Source organism: Arthrobacter sp. FX8 (genome assembly GCF_026723805.1).
Taxonomy (GTDB): domain Bacteria; phylum Actinomycetota; class Actinomycetes; order Actinomycetales; family Micrococcaceae; genus Arthrobacter.
Genome location: NZ_CP113505.1, coordinates 3,006,550 through 3,027,229, shown reverse-complemented (window position 1 = coordinate 3,027,229; position 20,680 = coordinate 3,006,550). Strand labels below are relative to the sequence as shown.

Annotated in this window: 17 protein-coding genes and 3 pseudogenes; 11 read left to right on the top strand and 9 right to left on the bottom strand. The window is 66.7% G+C overall.

The genetic code is table 11. The features are described from left to right. Positions 1-78: 78 nt before the first annotated feature. Positions 79-1,926, top strand: a complete 1,848-nt coding sequence (locus OUO20_RS14130; protein ID WP_268001989.1) for a S8 family serine peptidase — start codon at positions 79-81, stop codon at positions 1,924-1,926. 96 nt (positions 1,927-2,022) lie between these two features. Next, positions 2,023-2,820 carry a phosphatase PAP2 family protein gene (locus OUO20_RS14125; RefSeq protein ID WP_134165452.1) on the top strand — a complete coding sequence of 266 codons (798 nt, stop codon included), beginning with the start codon at positions 2,023-2,025 and terminating at the stop codon, positions 2,818-2,820. A 60-nt stretch (positions 2,821-2,880) separates the two neighbouring features. On the opposite strand, the gene OUO20_RS14120 is transcribed toward OUO20_RS14125, so the two are convergent. Then, a complete protein-coding gene (locus OUO20_RS14120) occupies positions 2,881-3,198 on the bottom strand; it encodes a MerR family transcriptional regulator (protein WP_018770579.1) in 318 nt (105 codons plus the stop codon). A gap of 144 nt (positions 3,199-3,342) precedes the next feature. Here OUO20_RS14120 and OUO20_RS14115 point away from each other — a divergent pair, with 144 nt between their 5' ends. The 4 genes and pseudogenes from OUO20_RS14115 to OUO20_RS14100 all read left to right on the top strand — a co-directional run bounded on the left by OUO20_RS14115 (position 3,343) and on the right by OUO20_RS14100 (position 6,273). Continuing rightward, positions 3,343-3,768, top strand: coding sequence for an Hsp20/alpha crystallin family protein (locus tag OUO20_RS14115; protein ID WP_026265970.1), 426 nt, complete (start codon positions 3,343-3,345; stop codon positions 3,766-3,768). A 64-nt stretch (positions 3,769-3,832) separates the two neighbouring features. Beyond that, positions 3,833-4,210 carry a J domain-containing protein gene (locus tag OUO20_RS14110; RefSeq protein WP_018770577.1) on the top strand — a complete coding sequence of 126 codons (378 nt, stop codon included), beginning with the start codon at positions 3,833-3,835 and terminating at the stop codon, positions 4,208-4,210. Positions 4,211-4,251: 41 nt separating this feature from the next. After that, positions 4,252-4,629 carry a hypothetical protein gene (locus tag OUO20_RS14105; RefSeq protein WP_018770576.1) on the top strand — a complete coding sequence of 126 codons (378 nt, stop codon included), beginning with the start codon at positions 4,252-4,254 and terminating at the stop codon, positions 4,627-4,629. A gap of 97 nt (positions 4,630-4,726) precedes the next feature. Next, positions 4,727-6,273: pseudogene (locus tag OUO20_RS14100) on the top strand (glycoside hydrolase family 1 protein). Between the two features lie 21 nt (positions 6,274-6,294). Here OUO20_RS14100 and OUO20_RS14095 read toward each other — a convergent pair. Next, positions 6,295-7,407 (bottom strand): App1 family protein, encoded by a 1,113-nt coding sequence (locus OUO20_RS14095; RefSeq protein WP_261377375.1) that lies wholly within the window; start codon positions 7,405-7,407, stop codon positions 6,295-6,297. A gap of 32 nt (positions 7,408-7,439) precedes the next feature. After that, on the bottom strand, positions 7,440-8,171 hold the full coding sequence (locus tag OUO20_RS14090; protein WP_268001988.1) for a DUF72 domain-containing protein: 732 nt from the start codon (positions 8,169-8,171) through the stop codon (positions 7,440-7,442). A gap of 43 nt (positions 8,172-8,214) precedes the next feature. Between OUO20_RS14090 and OUO20_RS14085 the strand changes: the two genes are divergently transcribed. From OUO20_RS14085 to OUO20_RS14075, 3 genes are all read left to right on the top strand, one after another. Continuing rightward, a complete protein-coding gene (locus OUO20_RS14085; RefSeq protein WP_261377376.1) occupies positions 8,215-10,041 on the top strand; it encodes a glycoside hydrolase family 15 protein in 1,827 nt (608 codons plus the stop codon). Between the two features lie 114 nt (positions 10,042-10,155). Next, positions 10,156-10,446, top strand: a complete 291-nt coding sequence (locus OUO20_RS14080; RefSeq protein ID WP_018770571.1) for a hypothetical protein — start codon at positions 10,156-10,158, stop codon at positions 10,444-10,446. Next, entirely contained in the window at positions 10,446-11,156 is a 711-nt protein-coding gene (locus OUO20_RS14075) for an HAD family hydrolase (protein ID WP_268001987.1), read from the top strand. The genes OUO20_RS14080 and OUO20_RS14075 overlap by 1 nt, the downstream gene beginning before the upstream one ends. Before the next feature lie 37 nt (positions 11,157-11,193). Here OUO20_RS14075 and OUO20_RS14070 read toward each other — a convergent pair whose 3' ends face one another. Continuing rightward, positions 11,194-11,442 carry a hypothetical protein gene (locus OUO20_RS14070; RefSeq protein ID WP_134165448.1) on the bottom strand — a complete coding sequence of 83 codons (249 nt, stop codon included), beginning with the start codon at positions 11,440-11,442 and terminating at the stop codon, positions 11,194-11,196. A 191-nt stretch (positions 11,443-11,633) separates the two neighbouring features. On the opposite strand from OUO20_RS14070, the gene OUO20_RS14065 reads away from it, so the two are divergent. Next, positions 11,634-12,815, top strand: coding sequence for a zinc-dependent alcohol dehydrogenase (locus OUO20_RS14065; RefSeq protein WP_268001986.1), 1,182 nt, complete (start codon positions 11,634-11,636; stop codon positions 12,813-12,815). A gap of 85 nt (positions 12,816-12,900) precedes the next feature. Here OUO20_RS14065 and OUO20_RS14060 read toward each other — a convergent pair whose 3' ends face one another. From OUO20_RS14060 to OUO20_RS14045, 4 genes are read right to left on the bottom strand one after another with little or no spacing between them, the layout of a single operon-like run. Next, positions 12,901-13,713, bottom strand: a complete 813-nt coding sequence (locus OUO20_RS14060; RefSeq protein WP_268001985.1) for a bifunctional allantoicase/(S)-ureidoglycine aminohydrolase — start codon at positions 13,711-13,713, stop codon at positions 12,901-12,903. 17 nt (positions 13,714-13,730) lie between these two features. Then, a complete protein-coding gene (locus OUO20_RS14055; protein ID WP_056391412.1) occupies positions 13,731-15,008 on the bottom strand; it encodes a DUF6986 family protein in 1,278 nt (425 codons plus the stop codon). Positions 15,009-15,011: 3 nt separating this feature from the next. Next, the gene (aceB, locus tag OUO20_RS14050; protein ID WP_224084119.1) at positions 15,012-16,610 is read right to left on the bottom strand and encodes a malate synthase A; all 1,599 of its coding nucleotides are present in this window, start codon (positions 16,608-16,610) and stop codon (positions 15,012-15,014) included. Between the two features lie 34 nt (positions 16,611-16,644). After that, positions 16,645-18,093 (bottom strand): NAD-dependent malic enzyme, encoded by a 1,449-nt coding sequence (locus tag OUO20_RS14045; RefSeq protein ID WP_268001984.1) that lies wholly within the window; start codon positions 18,091-18,093, stop codon positions 16,645-16,647. 221 nt (positions 18,094-18,314) lie between these two features. Here OUO20_RS14045 and OUO20_RS14040 point away from each other — a divergent pair. After that, a pseudogene (locus tag OUO20_RS14040) lies at positions 18,315-19,069 on the top strand (IclR family transcriptional regulator). A gap of 89 nt (positions 19,070-19,158) precedes the next feature. Here the strand turns inward: OUO20_RS14040 and OUO20_RS14035 are convergent. Next, positions 19,159-20,663 (bottom strand): annotated as a pseudogene (locus OUO20_RS14035) (nucleobase:cation symporter-2 family protein). Positions 20,664-20,680 lie beyond the last annotated feature (17 nt).

The following is a 20,680-nucleotide window of genomic DNA, read 5'->3' as shown; positions in this document are numbered from 1 at the left end:
TCGCCGAGGGTTCGCGAAGGATCATCCAAGGAGCCGGAAGCCGTGTGCTTCCGGCTCCTATCCTTTTGGTATCCCCCCTTGCCCCGCCACCACAAGGACCCCAAAATTCGTACCCGATTCTTCGTGCTGCCGGCCCTCACGGCGCTGCTCTCCGCCGTCGGCCTTTCCACCGTGTCCCTGCCGGCGGCTGCTGCTCCTGCCCCCGCCGCCGCAACCGGCCGTTACATCGTGCAGTACGCCGCCACTGCCGACCTCGCAGCCGAGGTGTCCGGGCTGCGCGGCCAGGGCCTCGCCGTCGGCCGTACCTTCGAGCATGCAGTCCGCGGCGCCGTCGTCACGGCCAACCCCGCGCAGGCGGCAGCCCTTGCCAGGTCCGGGAAGGTGCTGTCCGTGGAGCCCGACGCCCCCGTCAAGGTTTCCGGGGCCGAGCAGCCCGCCCCCTGGGGCCTGGACCGCGCAGACCAGCGGACCCTTCCGCTCTCCGGTTCGTACTCGTGGACCGCGGCGGGCGCCGGGGTGACCGCCTACGTGGTGGACACCGGCATCCTGGCATCGCACACCGACTTCGGTGGCCGGGTCGCGGCAGGCTGGACAGCGGTGGCGGACGGCAACGGCACCACCGACTGCAACGGCCACGGCACCCACGTGGCCGGAACCGTGGCCGGAGCCACGTATGGCGTCGCCAAGAGCGCCACGCTGGTGCCCGTGCGGGTGCTCGACTGCAGCGGGTCCGGCTACAACTCGGACGTGGTGGCCGGCCTGGACTGGATCGCCGCCAACCATGCGGCCGGAACCCCCGCCGTGGCAAACCTCAGCCTGGGCGGAGCGGCCAGCAGCACCGTGGACGCCGCCATCCAGGCAGTTCTTGACGACGGCGTCACCACAGTGGTTGCCGCAGGAAACTCCGCCGTGGATGCCTGCACCGCTTCGCCCGCCCGCGTCCCCGGGGCTGTCACGGTGGCAGCCAGCGACTCCGCCGACAAGCAGGCCTCGTTCTCCAACTTCGGGTCCTGCGTGGACCTGTATGCGCCCGGCGTCGGCATCACCTCCGACTACTACACCTCCACCACCGCCACCGCATCCATGTCCGGAACCTCCATGGCCGCGCCGCACACCGCCGGAGCAGCCGCCGTCCTGCTGTCGCAGAACCCTGCCCTGGCACCGGCCGACGTAGCAGCGGCACTGGTAGCCAATGCCACGTCCGGCGTCATCGCCGGCGCCTCCGCGGGAACCCCGAACCGCCTGCTGTACACCGGCGCAACGGCACCTGCACCTGCGCCTGCCCCTGCACCCGCTGTCACGTCTGTTTCACCGGCCGCCAAGGCCACCGCCGTGGCAGCTGGAACGAACGTCACGGCCACCTTCAGCACCGCTGTTCAGGGCGTGAGCGCCGGGACGTTCGTGCTCAGGAATGCAGCCGGCAACAGCATCGCGGCCACCGTCACGTACAACGCCACCACCCTGACCGCCACCCTTGACCCGGCAGCAAGCCTTGCCCCCGATGCCAGCTACACCGCAATCCTGACAGGAGGAGCCTCGGCCATCCGCGATGCCGCAGGTACCCCGCTGGCGTCCACCAGCTGGACGTTCACCACTGGCCCCGCGCCCACCGTCACCAGCTACTCGCCGGGCAGCAACGCCCTCCTGGTCCGCAGGAGCAGCAGCATCAGCGCCACCTTCAGCGAGGCGGTCCAGGGCGTTAACACCACCACGTTCACCCTGAAGAACCCGGCCACCGGCGCCGTGGTGGCAGCAACGGCCTACCGCAACGGCACCACCAACCAGTGGATCCTTGACCCCCAGGAGACCCTCGCCGCCAAGACGCGGTACACCGTGACCCTCACGGGCGGGACCAGCGGCATTCGGGACCTGGCCGGCAACCCCCTCGCCAGCCGGAGCTGGCAGTTCACCACCGGCTCCTTCTAGCCGCCTGATGGAGTGAATGGGCCGTGGCCGGGATAATCTTCACCCTAGGCATTCATCACGGCACGCATCTTCCGCGGCGTAGGGACGGGCAGTACATTGGCACAGAAATCAGCAGGTTCCGCAGTCTCTGAACGGAAAGCGGGAAGGTGGCACGCCTTCCACGAGAAGTTCGTGGTGGAGGAACGCTACGTGGACCCTGCCGACCGGCGGGGTCTGTACCGCGCGTCGATCATCCTGGCCGTCGTGGGGCTGGCACTCTTCATTGCCACCCTGGTCAGCGTGGTGCAGGCCGACGGCCTTTCCGTTGCCGACACTCCCGTGCATGACTGGCTGCTGACCACCCGTTCAGCGGCCGTCACTGCCATCATGATCTTCCTGGCGGTGATCTTCGGCCCCATCGCACTGCCCATCATCGTGCTGGTGGTGATCCTTGTCTGGGGATTCGCAGCCAAGCACGCCTGGCGCCCCATCCTGCTCGCCTCCGCGATGCTGACCGGAGTGGTCATCTCGCAGATCATCCTCCACATCGTCCAGCGCTCCCGCCCTCCCGTGGACCAGATGCTGTTCGGCGCGGACCAGACCTTCTCGTTCCCGTCCGGGCACGTCCTGGGGGCCTGCGACTTCCTGCTGGTGGGCGCCTACCTGATTTTCTCCCGGCGCCGGAACCCGCGTGCCGCGGTGTTCGGCTTCATCGGGGCCGGGATCGGCATCATCCTCGCTATCGCCAGCCGGTTGTACCTTGGCTACCACTGGCCCACGGATGCGTTGGCGTCGTTCGCGCTCTCGCTGCTCATCCTCTCCGGGGTCATCGCGCTTGACACGTGGCGGACGGCCAGGATTCCGGGGGAACCGATCACCGGAGAGCTGTCAAGGGCCGAATCCACCGGAGAGTAGGAACTTACCGGGAGCAGTCCAGGAACCGGATCCCGCTTACTGGGCCGCTTCCTGGCCCACTTATTGCGGCCGCGATTTTGCCCGCTTGAGTGCCCGGTGCAGCTTCACGATGGCTGCCTCCAGCTCCAGTACCTTCGCAACGCCCGCCAGGTTCAACCCCTCCTGCAGGAGTTCGCCGATCCGCAGCAGTACGGCAATATCGTCGTCGCTGTACTGGCGCGTGCCGCCCGCCGTCCGCGAGGGCGTCAACAGTCCCTTGGTTTCGTACAGCCTGATGTTCTGCTGTCCGGTTCCCGTGAGCTCCGCCGCCACCGAGATGGCGTACAGGGCCCGTGAACCGGGGGAGCGGCCAGCCCGACCTGCTTCAGGATCCGCCATTCTTTCTCCCAAAAATCGCTTCCGCTGGTACCTTGCTTCAGTTTTGCACGAGTGCTATAAAAAATCTATATCCACCACCATAGATTAATGGAGATGGTGGGTAGCTGCAGATCCAGCACCTGGAAGCTAAAGGAGTGGGAAATGATGTTGATGCGTACGGACCCGTTCCGTGAGCTGGACCGGCTCACGCAGCAGGTCTTTGGAACCTCCGCCCGCCCGGCAGCCATGCCCATGGACGCGTGGCAGGAAGACGGGGAATTCGTGGTGGCGTTCGACCTTCCCGGTGTGAACGTGGATTCCCTGGACCTGAACGTTGAGCGGAACGTCCTGACCGTCCGGGCGGAGCGCAAGGACCCCACGCAGCCCAACGTGGAGCTCGTGGCCTCTGAGCGTCCCCGGGGCGTGTTCAGCCGCCAGTTGATCCTGGGTGACACCCTGGACACTGAGCACATCAAGGCCAGCTATGACCAGGGTGTCCTGACCCTGCGGATTCCGGTTGCCGAGCAAGCCAAGCCGCGCAAGATCGAGATCCAGACCCAGCAGGGCGAGAAGCACCAGATCGGCAGCTAGGACCATTCTTTCGTGCCGGCGCCCCTGACCCTCCGGGCGGGGCGCCGGCGAAACAGGAGGCAGGATGACTGATCTCCCCGACTACTACGCCATCCTGGGCGTAGGCCGGGACGCCGGCCGCCAGGAAATCTCGCATGCCTACCGCGCCCTCATGCGCACCCACCATCCGGATATGGACGGTGGGCGGGCTTACGAAGGCATGGAGACCATGGGGGATACGACGGCGGAGAAGGGCAACACTGCACAGGGGGAGGAACTTCTCCGGATCATGCAGGCGTTTAACGTGCTGCGTGACCCCGGGCGCCGCGCCGACTACGACAGGAAGCTGGCGGCAGCTGCGCCCACCATCATTCCGGTCCGGAAAGTCCGCAGCCGTGGCGGGCAGTCCGGACCTCCCATCCGCGTCACGCCGGTGCGGTGGGAAAGCGGGCCCTGGTCCTGATCCAGGCCCTGGGCCATTGATCCAAGGAGGCGGAAAACTGCATGGGCGACTGGCGGCGCTACGATTCACACCTCATTCCTGCATTCTTCGAACGCTTTGAGCAGCGGTGGGGCGAGGGAACCGCGCCCTTCCTGGACCCGGAGGCGCACGAACAGCCTCTGCCGCGGGCACAGTGGATCAACCCCACCACGGGTGCTGCGCTGGCGGTGGTTCCGGTATGGACCGCCGATGAGAGGCAGCAGCGTTCCTTCGGCGTGTTCTACCTCCCGCCGGGCGGGGACATCTGGGTCCTGCGGCCCGGGTACACCGGCTACCTGGAGCCGTCCGACGACGACACGGAACACCTGGTGACGCTCCGGAATGATGCCTTCCGCAAGGCAGTGGCGCACGCCAAGGAGTTCCTGTTCGGCACCCAGTAGTTGCCGGCGCAGGGAGCGGAGTTGCTGCTCGTCAGCCGACCTCCGCTGTGACATTCTGGGACGTACCCTAACTACCGTGACCAAAGGCTGGACCCCAATGCACATCACCGCCAAGGACCTCGCAGCGCTCATCCCCCGGGGTTCACGCTTGGCGTCGCAACCGCAGCATTCCAGATCGAAGGGGCGCTGGACGAGGATGGGCGGGGACCGGCGGGCTGGGACAGGTTCGCTGCCCGGCCCGGTGCCATCGTTGAGGACCACAGCCCGGTGGTGGCCACGGACCACTACCACCGGATGCCGCAGGACGTGGCCCTCCTGAAGCAGCTCGGCGTTGACTCCTACCGGTTCTCTTTCTCCTGGCCGCGCATCCAGCCGGGCGGCACCGGCCCGGCCAACCGCGCAGGCATGGCGTTCTATGACCGGCTCCTGGACGAGCTCCTGGCCAACGGAATTTCGCCCATGGCCACCATCTACCACTGGGATACGCCCCTGGAACTGGATGAGGCCGGCGGCTGGATGAACCGGGACACCGCCTACCGGCTGGGGGAGTACGCGGCGCTCGTGGCCGATGCCTTCGGTGACAGGGTGGCCCGGTGGGTCACCATCAACGAGCCGGCAACGGTGAGCGCCAACGGCTACTCCCTGGGGCTGCACTCCCCAGGCAAGGAGCTGGCCCTGGGTGCCTTCCCCACGGTCCACCACCAGCTGCTGGGCCACGGGCTCGCCGTCCAGGCCCTTCGCGCGGCGCGGGTGCCCGGCGAAATCGGCATGACCAACGTCTACTCACCCATGGTGCCCAACTCCATCAACCCGCTGGACAAGATCAGCGCGGGACTTATGGACCTGGGGCAGAACCGGCTCTACGCGGACCCTGTCCTGACGGGCAAGTACCCGGACCTCATCCGCGCGGCCAAGTTCTTCAGCTCCTTCGAACATCCCGAAGAGGACATGGAGATCATTTCCCAGCCCCTCGATTTCTACGGGCTCAACTACTACATGCCCACCAAGGTGGCCGTTGGGCCGGGCAACGGCGCCGTGCCGGCCAGCATGGCCGAGGCCATGGGCAGCGACCTCAGCGCGGCCGGAAACGGCGCTACGCCCTTCCACGTGGAGACGTGGCCGGAAGCGGACGTCACCGCATACGGCTGGCCGGTCAAGCCGGAGTACATGGCCGTGGCCCTGAAGGAGATGGCGGAGCGGTACCCCAACCTGCCGCCCGTGATCATCACCGAGGGCGGAGCCAGCTTCGAGGACATCATTGTCCGGGACAAGTCCACCAACACCAGGTTCATTCCGGACGAGCGGCGGCTGAAGTACATTTCAGACCACCTTGAAACCGCGCTCCGGGCCACGGCGCCCGGTGGGGTGGCCGAATCCGTGGACCTGCGCGGCTACTACGTGTGGTCCTTCCTGGACAACTTCGAGTGGTCCGCCGGCTACAACCAGCCGTTCGGCCTCCTGCACGTGGACTTCGAAACGCTCGACCGCACACCCAAGGCGTCCTACTTCTGGTTCCAGGAGCTCATCGAGGAACGCGACCTGGCTGCCGCGGCCGGGGCGGCCATCGCGCAGGCAGCGGTTCCGGAGCTGTTGGACAGTGAATTGCCCGACGACGGCGCACCCCTGGGTGCCAACGCGCAGTAAGGCTGCGCAGCCGGGAGCCGTTCAGCCCCGGAGCAGGTCCAGCATGGCCAGCTGCTTGGCGATGCCGGCGCCGTCGGGCGAGTAGATCCACGGCACGCGGGAGGTGGTGTGGTCGCCGTCCTCGGAGTGGCCGCCGGCGAACACGGATTCGCTGACGGACAGCTGCCGGATGGCGATTGCTGCAACCTTGTCCGGGTTTTCGGCGGCAAAGGCGGAGTAGATGGCCTCGTCATGCTGTCCGTTGTCGCCGATCAGGAGCCACCGCATGTCCGGGAATTCCTGGGCCAGCCGCTCCAGGTTGCGGTGCTTGTGGTCCTGGCCGCTGCGGAACCAGCGGTCCTGGGTGAGTCCCCAGTCCGTGAGCAGCAGCGCGCCCTTGGGGTACATGTTGCGGGTCAGGAACCGTGCCAGCGTGGGGGCCGCGTTCCAGGGGCCGGTGGACAGGTAAATGACCGGGGCTTCAGGGTGCTCGATGGTCAGCCGGTCCAGCAGCACGGCCATCCCCGGAGTGGCCATGCGCGCCCGTTCGCTGAGCACGAAGGTGTTCCACAGGGCCAGGAAGGGCCGGGGCAGGGCGGTCACCATGACGGTGTCGTCGATGTCCGAGACGATGCCGAACTGCACGCCCGGAGCGATCACCTGGATCAGTGCCTCCGCCGGCTCGGTTCCCTCGGCCCGCAGCACGGCAGTGTGCCAGCCGGGGGACAGCTGCACGTCCACCTCGGTGTCGATCAGCCCGCCCCGGTCCGCCGTGACGTGGGTGACCACATCACCGATGGTGATTTCGACGTCGGAAAACTGCAACGGCACCCCCGTGAACGCCCGCCAGCCGCGGATGTTCTGGTTGCCGTTCCTGGCCGCGTGCTCGGCCTTGCTTCCGGGCGGCGGCTTCTGTGTCAGCAGTACCCTGCCCAGGACGCGCACCCGGGTGGTGGAGCCATAACCCTGGTACGCGATGGTCTGCGGCACGAACTTCCACCGCTTGGCGAGCTGGATCCGGACGTCGTTGACCGCGTCCGACAACCGGTGTGCCAGCCGGAAGAACTGGCTTCCGGACAGGGCGGTGCGGCCCTTCGTGTTCCGCCGGGGTGGGCGTGCCGTGTCCTGGTCGGGGTTCTGCGGGGCCGAGTCCATGCCACCACTCTGCCACAGGGCGGCAGCGGGCATCAGCCGTTGCCGAGGATCGCGCGCAGGGTCCGGGCGTTCCACACGGCGTTCCCGCCGCCGTCGTTGTTGAAGTACGCGTAGACATCGATGCCCTCGCCGTCCCACTCACGGATCCGGTCGGCCCACCAGTGGAGGTCGGCGTCCGAGTAGGAGCCGCCGTAGAGGTGCTGGTGGTCGGGTCCGTGCAGCCGGACATATGCGAAGGGGGCGGTGGTCCGCAGGATGCAGGGCAGGTTGGCGCCGCTCATGATGCAGTAGGCGGTCTGGTGCCGTTTCAGCAGGGCAAACACCTCAGGGCAGTCCCAGCTGGGGTGCCTGAACTCCACGGCAACCCTGATCCACGGCGGAACCGCAGCGAGGAAGTAGTCCATCCTGGCGTCGTCGCGCTCCAATTGGGGCGGCAGCTGGACCAGGAGCACGGCACGTTTGTCCCCCAGTTCGTGCCAGCAGCGGGCAATCCGCTCCACCCAGACTTCCGGTGAATACAGTTTCCGCGCGTGCGTGAGTCCCCTGGGAGCTTTGACGGACATGGCGAACCCGGGCGGCAGGCGCCTGTTCCATCCGGCGAAGGTGGTATCCCTGGGCCAGCGGTAGAAGCTGGCGTTCAGTTCCACCGTGCTGAATTCGGCGACGTAGCACTGGAGCCGGTCCCGCACGGGCAGCCCGGGCGGGTACAGGACGTTCTCCCAGTGGTCGTAGCTCCAGCCGGAGGTGCCGATGTGGATTCCCATTTGCCTCAGGCTACACCGGGCTTCCCCTTCCGTTCGGGCCCGGGTGTGGCAGGGTAATGTCATGGCGCGAATCGAAGATTATGCGGTTGTTGGCGACCTTCAAACCGGAGCCCTGGTCAGCAGGGAAGGCTCGATCGACTGGCTCTGCCTCCCGAGGTTCGATTCCCCTGCCTGCTTCAATTCGCTGTTGGACACGCCGGACTCGGGGCGCTGGCTGCTGGCTCCGGAAAGAGGGGGCGAATGCACCCGCCGGAGCTACCGCGAGGGCACCCTCATCCTGGATACGGAGTGGGAGACGCCGGACGGAACCGTGCGCATCACCGATTTCATGCCGCCGCGTGATTCCGTCGCTGACATCGTCCGGATTGTGGAAGGCATCAGCGGCAGCGTCAGGATGCACGGCGAACTGGTCCTGAGGTTCGACTACGGGCACATCATTCCGTGGGTGCGCAAGGACAAGCGCGGGCTGCACGCGATCGCCGGTCCGGATGCCGTCTACCTGGTCACTCCGGCACCCCTGCATGGCGAGAACATGCACACTGTCAGCGACTTCACCGTGAATGCAGGCGAAAAGGTACCTTTCGTGCTGACCTGGGCGCCCAGCCATGTGGGACGCCCGGTATCCGTGGACGCGGAAGTAGTCCTTGACAGCACCTTTGCATTCTGGCGGGGCTGGTCCTCGCAATGCACCGTCAAGGGCAAGTACCGGGAGGCCGTGGTCCGTTCCCTGATAACGCTCAAGGCGCTGACGTATGGCCCAACCGGCGGGATCGTCGCGGCCGTCACAACGTCGCTGCCGGAGCAGCCGGGCGGCCAGCGTAACTGGGACTACCGCTACTGCTGGCTCCGGGACGCCGCCATGACGCTGCAGGCGCTGCTGGCGGCCGGCTACACCGCGGAGGCGGCGGCCTGGCGGGACTGGCTGCTCCGGGCCGTGGCCGGCGACCCCGCCGACCTGCAGATCATGTACGGGATCCATGGCGAGCGGCGGCTGCCGGAAATGGAGTTGCCGTGGCTGAAGGGTTATGAGAACTCGGTACCGGTGCGGATCGGGAATGCGGCGGCTGAGCAGTTCCAGCTGGATGTATGGGGTGAGGTCCTTGACTGCCTGGCGCTGACCCGGAACTCGCTGCTGACGCATACGGACGAGGCCTGGGACGTGCAGATTGCGCTGATGGAGCACCTTGAAACCATCTGGGACCAGCCGGACAACGGGCTCTGGGAGATGCGTGGGCCGCGCCGGCATTTCACCCACTCCAAGGTCATGGCGTGGGTGGCTGCGGACCGGATGGTGAAGGGTGTGCGCGAGTCTGGCCTGCCGGGCCCCGTGGAGCGCTGGGAGCTGCTGCGGGACCAGATCCGCAAGGACATCATGGCCAACGGCTTCGACGCGGAGCGCAATACGTTTGTCCAGTCCTACGGCCGTCCGGAGCTGGACGCCAGCCTGCTGTTGATTCCCAGGGTGGGGTTCCTGCCGCCCGATGATCCCAAGGTGGTGGGAACCATCGAAGCAATCCAGCGGGAGCTGACCCAGGACGGGTTTGTGCTGCGGTACCGGCCGGAGCAGAGCGACGACGGCCTGCCGGGCGACGAGGGCGTCTTCCTGGCGTGCTCGTTCTGGCTGGTGGAGGCGCTTCTGGGGGCGGGCCGCCATGAGGAATCCCGCGAACTCTTTGAGCGGCTGCTGGAACTGCGCAACGACGTCGGGCTGCTAAGCGAGGAATGGGCGGTGAAAGCCAAGCGTCAGCTGGGCAACACGCCGCAGGCGTTCAGCCATTTTGCCCTTGTGACTAGCGCCCTGGAGCTGCATCAGGATACGGTTCGGCGCAGTGACAGCCCCATTCCGCCTGAAGGGGTGGATTCGCGCTGAGGCGGCGCGGACCGGGGCTGGAACTTCTCCTTCGCAGGATAGATAAGTATACTTACTAATACCTCATGGAGTGCTCCCAAGCACAGCGCCGTGATTGATGGAGGAGTGATAGTTATGGCCGGATATTTTGAGCTCGTTGATGCCCCCGACGGCGGGTACCGGATCAGGATGATGGACGGAAGCGGGAACCTGATGGCCATCTCGGTAACCTTTCCCACCAAGAGGGCTGCTGTGGCGGGCGTCGCGATGGCCCGGGAAATTGCCGGCACCGGCCTGATCCGGGACAAGAGCCTGGACGGCGCCGGATCGGTCATCCGCGACCGCGTGCGGCCCGTCAACTCCCCCAAGGAGGAGGCGGCCCGGCGGAAGAAAGCGCCGGAGGCACGACGGGCAGCGGTGAGCTGATGCCGGGTTCCACTCCACCCCCGGCGGCCCGCGCCGGGGTCCTCTTTGACGTTGACGGGACGCTGATCGACTCGTCCTACATCCACACCGTCGCCTGGTGGGGGGCGTTCCGCCAGTACGGCCACGACGTGCCCATGGCGGCCATTCACCAACTCGTTGGCATGGGCGGCGCCCGGCTGGTGGACAATCTCCTGCCGTCCGGCCGCGACCGCGGCGAGGATGAGGACATCATGGCCAGCCACGGCGCGCTGTATGCCTCGCACTGGCCCTCCCTCCGCGCCCTCGACGGGGCCAAGGAACTGTTAGGCCGGTGCCATGCAGGCGGGCTGGCCGTGGCCCTGGCATCCTCGGCGAGGGACCGCGACCTCGAGGTGATGCGGTCCGTCCTCGACGCCGACCCCTTCATCGATGCCGCCACCAGCGCGAATGATGCGGAGGAAAGCAAGCCTGCGCCGGACATCCTGGAGGCGGCCCTGGCGGCCACCGGCCTCGATGCCGCAAACGTTGTCTACGTCGGGGACGCGGTATGGGACATGAAGGCGGCGGCGGCGCTGGGGATCCCTTCCATCGGCGTGACCTGCGGTGGAATCCAGGCCGGCCAGCTGCGTGACGCCGGCGCGGTGGAGGTCTACCAGGGACCGCGCGACCTGCTGGAAAACCTGGGCTCAAGTGCCATTGGCCGGCTGCTCGCGCTCCAGCCGAACGCCTGACAGCACCCCGCTTGACGGCACCCACGCCTGGCGGCGGTCATAACGGCTGGCCGCCGGGCACCGAATCCTCGTTGCCGGCGATGGCGGGCTTCGTCCACGACACCACCACCTTCACCGAGCCGTCGTCATTCCGCTCGATGTCAGTGGCCACCTCTGCTGCGGGCGCGCCCATTTCCGCGATCCGCGCGCGGTAGGTGCTGACCAGCTCAGCCAGGCTTTCTTCCGTCCATTCACCCGGACGCATGCGGGTGGAGATCTCGACTGGTTCCGGCTGGTACAGCGACATGGCGTTCCTCTTTCCCGTTGTCTTTTGCCTGCCCTTCCTACGCTAGGAGCAGTCGACGGCGGTCACAAGGTTTTCATCAGCATGCTTACTTTTTCCCCTAAAACAGATAGCGTCGAAGAAAGGGTGCCTGCAGGCGCCCTTCGCACGCCCCCGGAGAGAGCCCGGCGGCAGGACAGAGTGAAAGGGAGACTGTGAAAGCACTGACGTGGCAAGGAAAACGGTCGGTAAGCGTTGAAGAAGTACCCGATCCCGTCATCCAGGAACCGACGGATGCGATCGTCCGGATCACCTCCACAGCCATCTGCGGCTCGGACCTGCACCTCTACGAAGTCCTGGGGCCATACATGCACAAGGGCGACGTCATCGGCCACGAGCCGATGGGCATCGTGGAAGAAGTGGGAAGCGGCGTCACCAACCTCCGCAAGGGCGACCGCGTGGTGATTCCCTTCAACATCTCCTGCGGTTCCTGCTTCATGTGCAGCCAGGGCCTGCAGTCGCAGTGCGAAAACACACAGGTGAAGGATAAGGGTTCCGGCGCGGCACTGTTCGGTTTCTCCGAGCTGTATGGATCCGTACCCGGCGGGCAGGCGGAATTCCTTCGCGTCCCGCACGCGGACTATGGCCCCATCAAGGTGGGCAGCGAGCTACCGGATGAACGCTACCTGTTCCTTTCCGATATCCTGCCCACGGCGTGGCAGGGCGTGGAGTACGCCAATGTCCAGCCCGGTGGCACCTTGACGGTTTTCGGGCTGGGGCCCGTAGGCCAGTTCGCCACCCGGATCGGGATCCACCGCGGTTACCGGGTCATTGGTGTGGACCCGGTCCCGGAGCGGCGTGAAATGGCCGCCCGCCACGGCGTGGAAACCCTTGACTACAGCAAAGGCGTCGCCGACGAACTGCGGGAGATAACAGACGGCAGGGGCCCGAACGGCATCGTGGACGCCGTCGGTATGGAGGCGCACGGTTCCCCGGTGGCCGGCTTCGCCCACCAGGCCCTTGGCCTCCTGCCGGACAAGCTCGCACAGAAAGCGATGGAGACTGCCGGCGTGGACAAGCTGGCCGTGCTGCATACCGCAATCGACGCGGTCCGCCGCGGCGGCACCCTGTCGCTGAGCGGCGTCTACGGCGGCGAAGCCAGCCCCATGCCACTGATGACCATGTTCGACAAGCAGCTCCAGCTGCGCATGGGTCAGTGCAATGTCCGTAACTGGACGGACCAGCTCATCCCGCTGGTGGAGGACGACGCCGATCCGCTTGGCGTCATGGACCTGGTCACCCACCGCTCCGGCCTGGAGGGTGCGCCCGCCCTGTACGAAAAGTTCCAGAAGAAGGAAGACGGCTGCATCAAGGTGGTCCTCAACCCCGGCGCCTGATGCCCGGGTGTCTGTACACACAAGCAGGGGCGGTTACGGAAATCCGTAACCGCCCCTGCTCCTGTCCGGACAGGCCGGAAAACTCCTAGGTGAGCTTCACCTGGCGGTTCATGTCCTTGTAGAGCAGGTAGCGGAACTCACCCGGGCCGCCGGCGTAGCAGGCCTGCGGGCAGAAGGCACGCAGCCACATGAAGTCGCCGGCCTCCACCTCCACCCAGTCGTTGTTCAGCAGGTACATGGCCTTGCCCTCCAGGACGTACAGGCCGTGCTCCATGACATGGGTTTCCGGGAACGGGATCACGCCGCCCGGCTGGAAGGTCACGATGTTGACCTGCATGTCATGGGCGAGGTCGCTGGAGTCCGTGAAGCGGGTGGTCTTCCAGACGTCGTTGGTGTCCGGCATGGACGTGGGCGCCACGTCCTTTTCGTTGGTGACGAAGGACTTGGCCTCATAGGCTTCCAGGCGCTCGTAGGCCTTGCGGATCCAGTGGAAGGACACGATGTCGTCGGAGATGTTCTCCAGCCCCCACTGCGCGCCGGCCGCCAGGTAGGCGTAGCCGCCCTCCTCCAGCTGGTGCAGCTCGCCGTCGAGGGTCAGGTTGACCGTGCCCTTGGTGACGAAGACGACGCCCTCAACGCCTTCCTCGAACTCCGCCTTCGGCGCCCCGCCGCCGGGAGCGATTTCCACGATCAGCTGCGAGAACGTGGTGGCGAAACCGGAGATGGGGCGGGCAATGATCCAGGAGCGGGTCTTCGAGAAGCCGGGCAGGTTGGACGTGACGATGTCCGTCAGCACGCCCTTGGGGATGACCGTGTAAGCCTCGGTGACGATGGCGCGCTCGGTGGTGAGGTGGGTCTGCGGCGGCAGGCCGCCTTGCGGGTAGTAGTACTTGCCCATGAACGAAGGTCCTTTTCTTAGGAGTTTGACGTGGTGGCGAGCCGCGGGTGCGCCAGCGCGGTGAGCTGCGGAATCCCGACGCCGGCAAGCGCCTGGACTTCATCCGCACCGACTGCGCCGCACTGGACGCCGCGGAGCACGAAGGCGGCCAGGGCCCGTGCGGTGGCGGGCTCGTCCATGACGCCGCCTTCGGTCCGCTCCACATAGTTCCGCAGGCGGGCGGCGGCGGCCGGCAGGCCCTCGCGGTAGAACGCATAGGTGGCGGCAAACCGGCTGGGAAGCTGGGCCGGATGCAGGTCCCAGCCCTGGTAGTAGCCGCGTTCCAGCGACCGGCGGACCAGGCGCCCGTGCAGCTGCCAGGCGTTCTCCACGTTGTCGCCCACCGGGATGATGTTGGTGGACCCGTCGGAGAGCCTGATGCCGGTGCCGGCGACGGCCAGCTGCATGACCTCCTTGGCGAAGTCGGCCACCGGGTGCTCCATGGACTGGTACTCGGCAGAGATCTGCAGCGACGCCGAGTAGTCGTAGGTGCCGTAGTGCAGCCCGCTGATCCGGCCCGGCACGGCATGCGGCAGCTGCGCCACCGGGGAGGTGCCGTCGGGGCCGAGGATCAGCTGTGGCGTCTCCACCTGGACCTCGAAGCGGAGCCGTCCGGCGGGCAGCGAGTGGACTTCCTCCAGCCGCGACACCGCGTAGTCCATTGCCTGGACCTGGGCCACGGTGGTGACCTTGGGCAGGGTCAGGACCAGGCCCTCCGGCAGTTCGCCGGCGGCGGCGAGGCCGGAGACAAACAAGTCCAGGGTGCGCAGCCCCCGCGCACGGGTGGCCGCCTCGAAGCACTTGAAGCGGATGCCGATGAACGGGGGAGCGGACCCGGCCGAGACGGCGGCGGCCACCGCGGACGCCGCGGCAACCGCGGCGGCGTCCTCGGCGTCGTCGCCCCGGTCCCCGAAGCCGTCCTCAAAATCGAGGCGCAGGTCCTCGATAGGTTCGCTGGTGAGCTTCGCTTCCACGCGCCCGGCGACTGCTTCGGCGAGGCTGCCTTCCTGGCCCAGGAGCCGGCCCAGTGCTTCCAGGCCGCCGTGGGCGTTGGCCACAGCCAGCGCCTGGGCGCCCCAGTCGGCAGCGAACGACGGCGTGAACCGGTCCGCGGGCACGTAGACCGTATGCACGGGCTGGCGGGAGCCGTCGTCGCCCGGGTAGTTGCGCTCCAGCAGCCGGTCGGTGGCGGCCAGCTGCCCGTCGATGTGCGCGAGGTCCCCTGCGGACAGCGAGGGCCTGGATGCTGCGGCCATGCCTCAGCCCACCAGTTCGTAGGCCGGCGTGGTGAGGAAGTCCGTGTACTCGTCGGAGAGGCAGATGTCCGCGATCAGTTCGCTGGCCGGCTGGTAGTAGCGGCGGAACGCTTCATCGCCGAACTCCGTGCGGAGCCGTTCCGTCTCCTCGGCGAGGATCCGCTCCACCAGTTCCCTGGTCACGGTGTTGCCGGTGTCGGCCAGGACGGACTTGTTGCGGATCTGCTGCCATACCTGTGAGCGGGAGATTTCCGCGGTGGCGGCGTCCTCCATCAGGTTGTGGATGGCCACGGCACCGTTTCCGGACAGCCAGACGGCCGTGTAGGCGACAGCCACGTAGAGGTTCAGGCGCAGGCCGGCCTCGGTGACCTGGCCGTCGGCGGAGGAAACGTCCAGCAGCTGTTCCGCCGTGACCGAGACGTCCGGGCGCTGCTTGTCCACCTGGTTGGGCTTGTCACCCAGCACCGAGTCGAAGACTTCGCGGCAGGTGGGGACCAGGTCCGGGTGGGCAACCCAGGAGCCGTCGAAGCCGTCGTTTGCCTCGCGGGTCTTGTCCGCCCGCACCTTTTCGAAGGCAGCCTCGGTGACTTCCGGGTGGCGCCGGTTGGGGATCACCGCGGCCATGCCGCCCATGGCGAAGGCGCCGCGCTTGTGGCAGGTCTTGACCAGGAGTTCGGTGTAGGCACGCATGAAGGGCGCGGTCATTACCACGGACGCGCGGTCCGGGAGGACGAATTCCTCGCCGGCGTCCCGGAAGTACTTGATGATGCTGAACAGGTAGTCCCAGCGGCCGGCGTTCAGGCCGGAGGCGTGGTCCCGCAGTTCGTACAGGATCTCGTCCATCTCGAAGGCGGCCGGGATGGTCTCGATCAGCACGGTGGCGCGGATGGTGCCCTGGTGCAGTCCCAGGAAGTCCTGCGCGAAGACGAACACGTCGTTCCACAGCCGGGCTTCAAGGTGGCTCTCCATCTTGGGCAGGTAGTAGTACGGCCCCTGGCCGTTGAGCACCAGCTGCTTGGCGATGTGGAAGAAGTGCAGGCCGAAGTCCACCAGCGCACCCACGGCCGGCTCGCCGTTGACCAGCAGGTGCTTCTCCTGCATGTGCCAGCCGCGGGGGCGGGCCACCACCACGGCGAGCGGCGCGTCGGTGCGGAGGCGGTACTCCTTGCCTTCCTCCGAGGTGTAGCTGAGGGTGCCTTGGGCGGCGTCCCGGAGGTTCAGGATGGCGTCGATGACGTTGGCCCAGGTGGGTGTGCTGGCGTCCTCGAGGTCCGCCAGCCACACCTTGGCTCCGGAGTTCAGGGCGTTGATGGCCATCTTCGCCGGCGAGGCGGGCCCGGTCATCTCAACCCGGCGGTCCTGCAGGGCTGCCGGTGCGGGCGCAACCTTCCAGTCGCCGTCGCGCACGTCCTTGGTTTCCGGCAGGAAATCCAGCTTGCCGGTTTCTGCCACCCGCTGCCGCTTGACGGCGCGGGCCGCCAGCAGCTCGTTGCGGGTGCCGGCGAACCTGTTGTGAAGTTCCTCCACGAAGGCCAGTGCCTTGGGCGTGAGGATCTCCTCTGCGCGTGCGATGGGCCGGGGGTCTGTGACGGTGATGGCCATTTCTGGTCCTTTCCTTTGGCTGGACGTCGGGCGGTCAGGCGGAAGCCAGTGCTGCTGCTGGTTCCAAGGCGGAATCGGCCGGTTCAGCCGTTGCAACATGTGCGGACCGGGCGGCCGCGGCCACCGCTGCGGCAACGTCGGCAGCCACATGGGGATCGAAGACGCTGGGGATAATGTAGCTGGCATTCAGCTCATCGTCAGCCACGCGGTTGGCAATGGCCTCCGCGGCGGCCACCAGCATGTCCGGTGTGATGTCCGAGGCTCCGGCGTCCAGCAGGCCGCGGAAGAAGCCGGGGAATGCCAGCACGTTGTTGATCTGGTTGGGGAAGTCGCTGCGGCCGGTGGCCACCACGGCGGCGTGCCGGGACGCGATGACGGGATCGATCTCGGGCGTGGGGTTGGCCATGGCGAACACGATGGCGTTCTCCGCCATGGCTGCCACCTGCTCCTCGCCGATCACGTGCGGTGCACTGACGCCGATGAAGACGTCCGCGCCCACGAGGGCCTCGTGCAGGCTACCGGCAAAGCCTTCCCCGTTGGTGTTCGCGGCGATCCACCTGCGGTGCTCATCCCCGTAGGTCTCGCCGGAGTGGATGGCACCGGAGCGGCCGGCGGCGATGATGTGCCGCGCACCCTGGGCTTTGAGGAGCTGGATGATGGCGGAGCCGGCGGCGCCGACGCCGGAGACCACGATCTTGACGTCCTCCAGCTTCTTGTCCACTACGCGCAGGGCGTTGACCAGGGCTGCGAGCGTGACGATGGCGGTGCCGTGCTGGTCATCGTGGAACACGGGGATGTCCAGCTCCTCGCGGAGCCGGTTCTCGATCTCGAAGCAGCGCGGGGCGGCGATGTCCTCAAGGTTGATGCCGCCGTAGACGGGGGCCATGGCCTTGGCGATCATGATGATTTCTTCGGTGTCCTGGGTGTCCAGGCAGACCGGCCACGCGTCCACGTTGGCGAACTGCTTGAACAGGGCAGCCTTGCCCTCCATTACGGGGAGGGCTGCGGCGGGGCCGATGTTGCCCAGGCCCAGGACGGCCGAACCGTCGGTGAGGACGGCGATGGTGTTGCGCTTGACCGTCAGGTTGCGGGCTGCCGCGGGATCCTCGGCAATCGCCAGGCAAACGCGGGCGACGCCGGGCGTGTAGGCGCGGGAGAGGTCGTCCCGGTTGCGCAGGGCTACCTTCGGGACGACCTCGAGCTTGCCGCCCAGGTGCATCAGGAACGTGCGGTCCGAGACGTGCTGGACCGTGACGCCGTCGAGCGCGTCCAGGGCGTCCTTGACGCGGGCGGCGTGGGCGTCGTCGGTGGTGTTGCAGGTGACGTCCACCACCAGGGTCTCGTGGTGGGATTCGCTGACGTCCAGGGCGGTGATTGCTGCGCCTGCGGCTCCCACGGCTGCGGCGAGTTCGCTGGTGGCGCTGAAGCTTGACGGTGCTTCCACGCGCAGGGTGATCGAATTTCCGGGGCTGGGGTTCGCCATTGAATGTCCTCCTGTTGGGCCTTGGGCCGGGTGCTGCTCGGATCCGAATGTTTTCGTATTATGGATATTATTATCTACTTTATGGAAACACAACCCCTCCGATTGCGACCGGAGGCCAACGTCGCCGTGGAAACCCGCGTGCTGTATCTTGGGTGTTCTAAGCAATTCTTTTCACGATGCGGATAAGAGTTGTCGGATTCCGAGCCGTAGGAGACAACGGAATGGCAGAAAAAGCCTCTGGTGGGGTGCAGTCGGTGGAGCGCGTCTTCGAACTGCTGGAACTCATCACCGATGCCGGCGGCGACGTCACGCTCAGCGAGCTGTCGTCCTCCACGGACCTGCCGCTGCCCACCATCCACCGCCTGCTGAGGACTTTGGTGTCGCTGGGCTACATCCGGCAGCTGCCCAACCGGCGCTACGCCCTTGGTCCCCGGCTCATCAGGCTGGGGGAGGGTGCCAACAAACAGCTGGGTGCCCTGGCCCAGCCGCAGCTGAAGATCCTGGTGGACCGGCTGGGGAGACCTCCAACATGGCTGTGCTGGACTCGGACATGGTGATCTACGTGGCCCAGGTGCCGTCGCTGCATTCCATGCGCATGTTCACCGAAGTGGGCCGGCGCGCCCATACCCATGCCACCGGCGTGGGCAAGGCCATCCTGGCCCAGCTCGACGACGACACGGTCCGCGGCATCGTGGCCAGGGCCGGGATGCCCACCCCTACCGCCAAGAGCATCGGAGACGTGGACGAACTCCTGACGGACCTTAAGCTCATTCGCGAGCGGGGATACTCCATTGACGAGGAAGAGCAGGAACTGGGTGTCCGCTGCTTCGCCATGGCAGTACCCAACGCGCCCACCCCCACGGCGATTTCCGTATCCGGTCCCGTGTCCCGGGTGGACGAGGACTTCGCCGACAAGGCCGTGCCGGTCCTCCGCGAAGCGGCCGAGGCCATCTCCCGCGAGCTCAACCGCACCTGACGCACCTGCCCTGCGCGGGCGGTGCCAACCACGCGCGACGGCGGCCCCTCCTTTCCGGAGCGGGCCGCCGTCGTCGTTTGCGTGGAAGGTCAGTGCTCTGTTGCCTTGCCGGCTGACTGGATGGGGACTTCCTTACCGTCGCAGTCGATGAGCTTGCCGTTCTCGAAGCGGTCGCCTTCGGCCAGGCACCGGAGGTCCTCCGAGCGCACCAGCCGCTCCGTGCCGGCCACGAAAACGGACTGGTTGTCCGAATTTCCGGCCCGGAGATGGTTGAACAGCAGGTTCAGCAGGATGGCCATCACGGCGGCCGAGCTGATGCCGGAGTGGAAGATGGTGCCGAACCAGGACGGGAACTGGTCGTAGAAGGCCGGGGCGGCGATGGGGATCATGCCGAAGCCGATGGAGGCGGCCACCACGATCAGGTTCATGTTGTTCTTGTAGTCCACCTTGGACAATGTCCGGATGCCGCTGGCCGCAACTGTGCCGAAGAGCACGACGCCGGCACCGCCCAGGACGGGGGTGGGCACCGCGGCCACCACCCGGCCAAGGACCGGCAGCAGGCCAAGGACCACCAGGATCACGCCGCCGGCGCTGACCACGAACCGGCTCTTGACGCCGGTGATGGCCACCAGTCCCACGTTCTGCGCGAAGGCGCTCTGGGTGAAGGAGTTGAACAGCGGGGAGACGGCGCTGGACAGCATGTCCGCCCGCAGGCCGTTGCCGATCCGCTTGGAGTCCACCTTGGTTCCAACGATCTCGCCCACGGCAATGATGTCTGCGGAGGTCTCGGTGAGGGTGACCAGGATGACGATCAGCATGGAGATGATGGCGGCGAGTTCAAACGTGGGCGGTCCGAACGCGAAGGGGGTGGGGAAGGCGACGATCCCGCCCTGGCCCACCTTGGAGAAGTCGGCCATGCCGAACGCGACGGCAATCAGCGTGCCCAGGACCATCGCCAGCAGGATGGACAGCCGGGAGATGGCGGCGCTGCCCACCTTGCTCAACAGCAGGACGATGCCCATGGTGGCTGCTGCCAGGCCGATGTTCGCAACGCTGCCGTAGTTGGGCGCCTTGTTGTTGCCGCCCATGGCCCAGTTTGCGGCAACCGGCATCAGCGTCAGGCCGATGGTGGTGATCACCGTGCCGGTGACCACCGGCGGGAAGAACCGGATGATCTTCGAGAACAGGGGGTGATCAGCAGGCCGATCAGGGAGGCCGCGATGACCGAACCGAAGACGGCCTGGATGCCCCCGCCGCCGTGGACGATAGCCACCATCGTGGAGACCCCTGCGAAGGAGACGCCCTGGACCAGCGGCAGCTGCGAACCGAAGAAGGGGACGCCGACCGTCTGCAGGATGGTGGCCAGGCCGCCGACGAAAAGGCAGGCCGCAATGAGCAGGCCAATGTCCTGGGAGTTCATGCCTGCGGCCGCGCCGATGATCAGGGGCGGGGCAATGATGCCGCCGTACATTGTGAGGACGTGCTGGAAGCCGTAGGCAAACATGCTTCCGATCGGGAGGCGCTGGTCCTCGGGGCGGGCGGGCCGTGCGCCTTTTTCGGCGGCTGCAGTGGCCAGTTTCTTCTTGGTGTTCATGGCAGACTTTCTTGGTT

Excerpts from the sequence above, each read along its gene's own strand:
- OUO20_RS14120 (WP_018770579.1), bottom strand. The coding sequence starts at position 3,198 with ATGGCGGATCCTGAAGCAGGTCGGGCTGGCCGCTCCCCCGGTTCACGG.
- OUO20_RS14115 (WP_026265970.1), top strand. The coding sequence starts at position 3,343 with ATGTTGATGCGTACGGACCCGTTCCGTGAGCTGGACCGGCTCACGCAG.
- OUO20_RS14110 (WP_018770577.1), top strand. The coding sequence starts at position 3,833 with ATGACTGATCTCCCCGACTACTACGCCATCCTGGGCGTAGGCCGGGAC.
- OUO20_RS14105 (WP_018770576.1), top strand. The coding sequence starts at position 4,252 with ATGGGCGACTGGCGGCGCTACGATTCACACCTCATTCCTGCATTCTTC.
- OUO20_RS14095 (WP_261377375.1), bottom strand. The coding sequence starts at position 7,407 with ATGGACTCGGCCCCGCAGAACCCCGACCAGGACACGGCACGCCCACCC.
- OUO20_RS14090 (WP_268001988.1), bottom strand. The coding sequence starts at position 8,171 with ATGGGAATCCACATCGGCACCTCCGGCTGGAGCTACGACCACTGGGAG.
- OUO20_RS14080 (WP_018770571.1), top strand. The coding sequence starts at position 10,156 with ATGGCCGGATATTTTGAGCTCGTTGATGCCCCCGACGGCGGGTACCGG.
- OUO20_RS14075 (WP_268001987.1), top strand. The coding sequence starts at position 10,446 with ATGCCGGGTTCCACTCCACCCCCGGCGGCCCGCGCCGGGGTCCTCTTT.
- OUO20_RS14070 (WP_134165448.1), bottom strand. The coding sequence starts at position 11,442 with ATGTCGCTGTACCAGCCGGAACCAGTCGAGATCTCCACCCGCATGCGT.
- OUO20_RS14060 (WP_268001985.1), bottom strand. The coding sequence starts at position 13,713 with ATGGGCAAGTACTACTACCCGCAAGGCGGCCTGCCGCCGCAGACCCAC.
- OUO20_RS14055 (WP_056391412.1), bottom strand. The coding sequence starts at position 15,008 with ATGGCCGCAGCATCCAGGCCCTCGCTGTCCGCAGGGGACCTCGCGCAC.
- aceB (WP_224084119.1), bottom strand. The coding sequence starts at position 16,610 with ATGGCCATCACCGTCACAGACCCCCGGCCCATCGCACGCGCAGAGGAG.
- OUO20_RS14045 (WP_268001984.1), bottom strand. The coding sequence starts at position 18,093 with ATGGCGAACCCCAGCCCCGGAAATTCGATCACCCTGCGCGTGGAAGCA.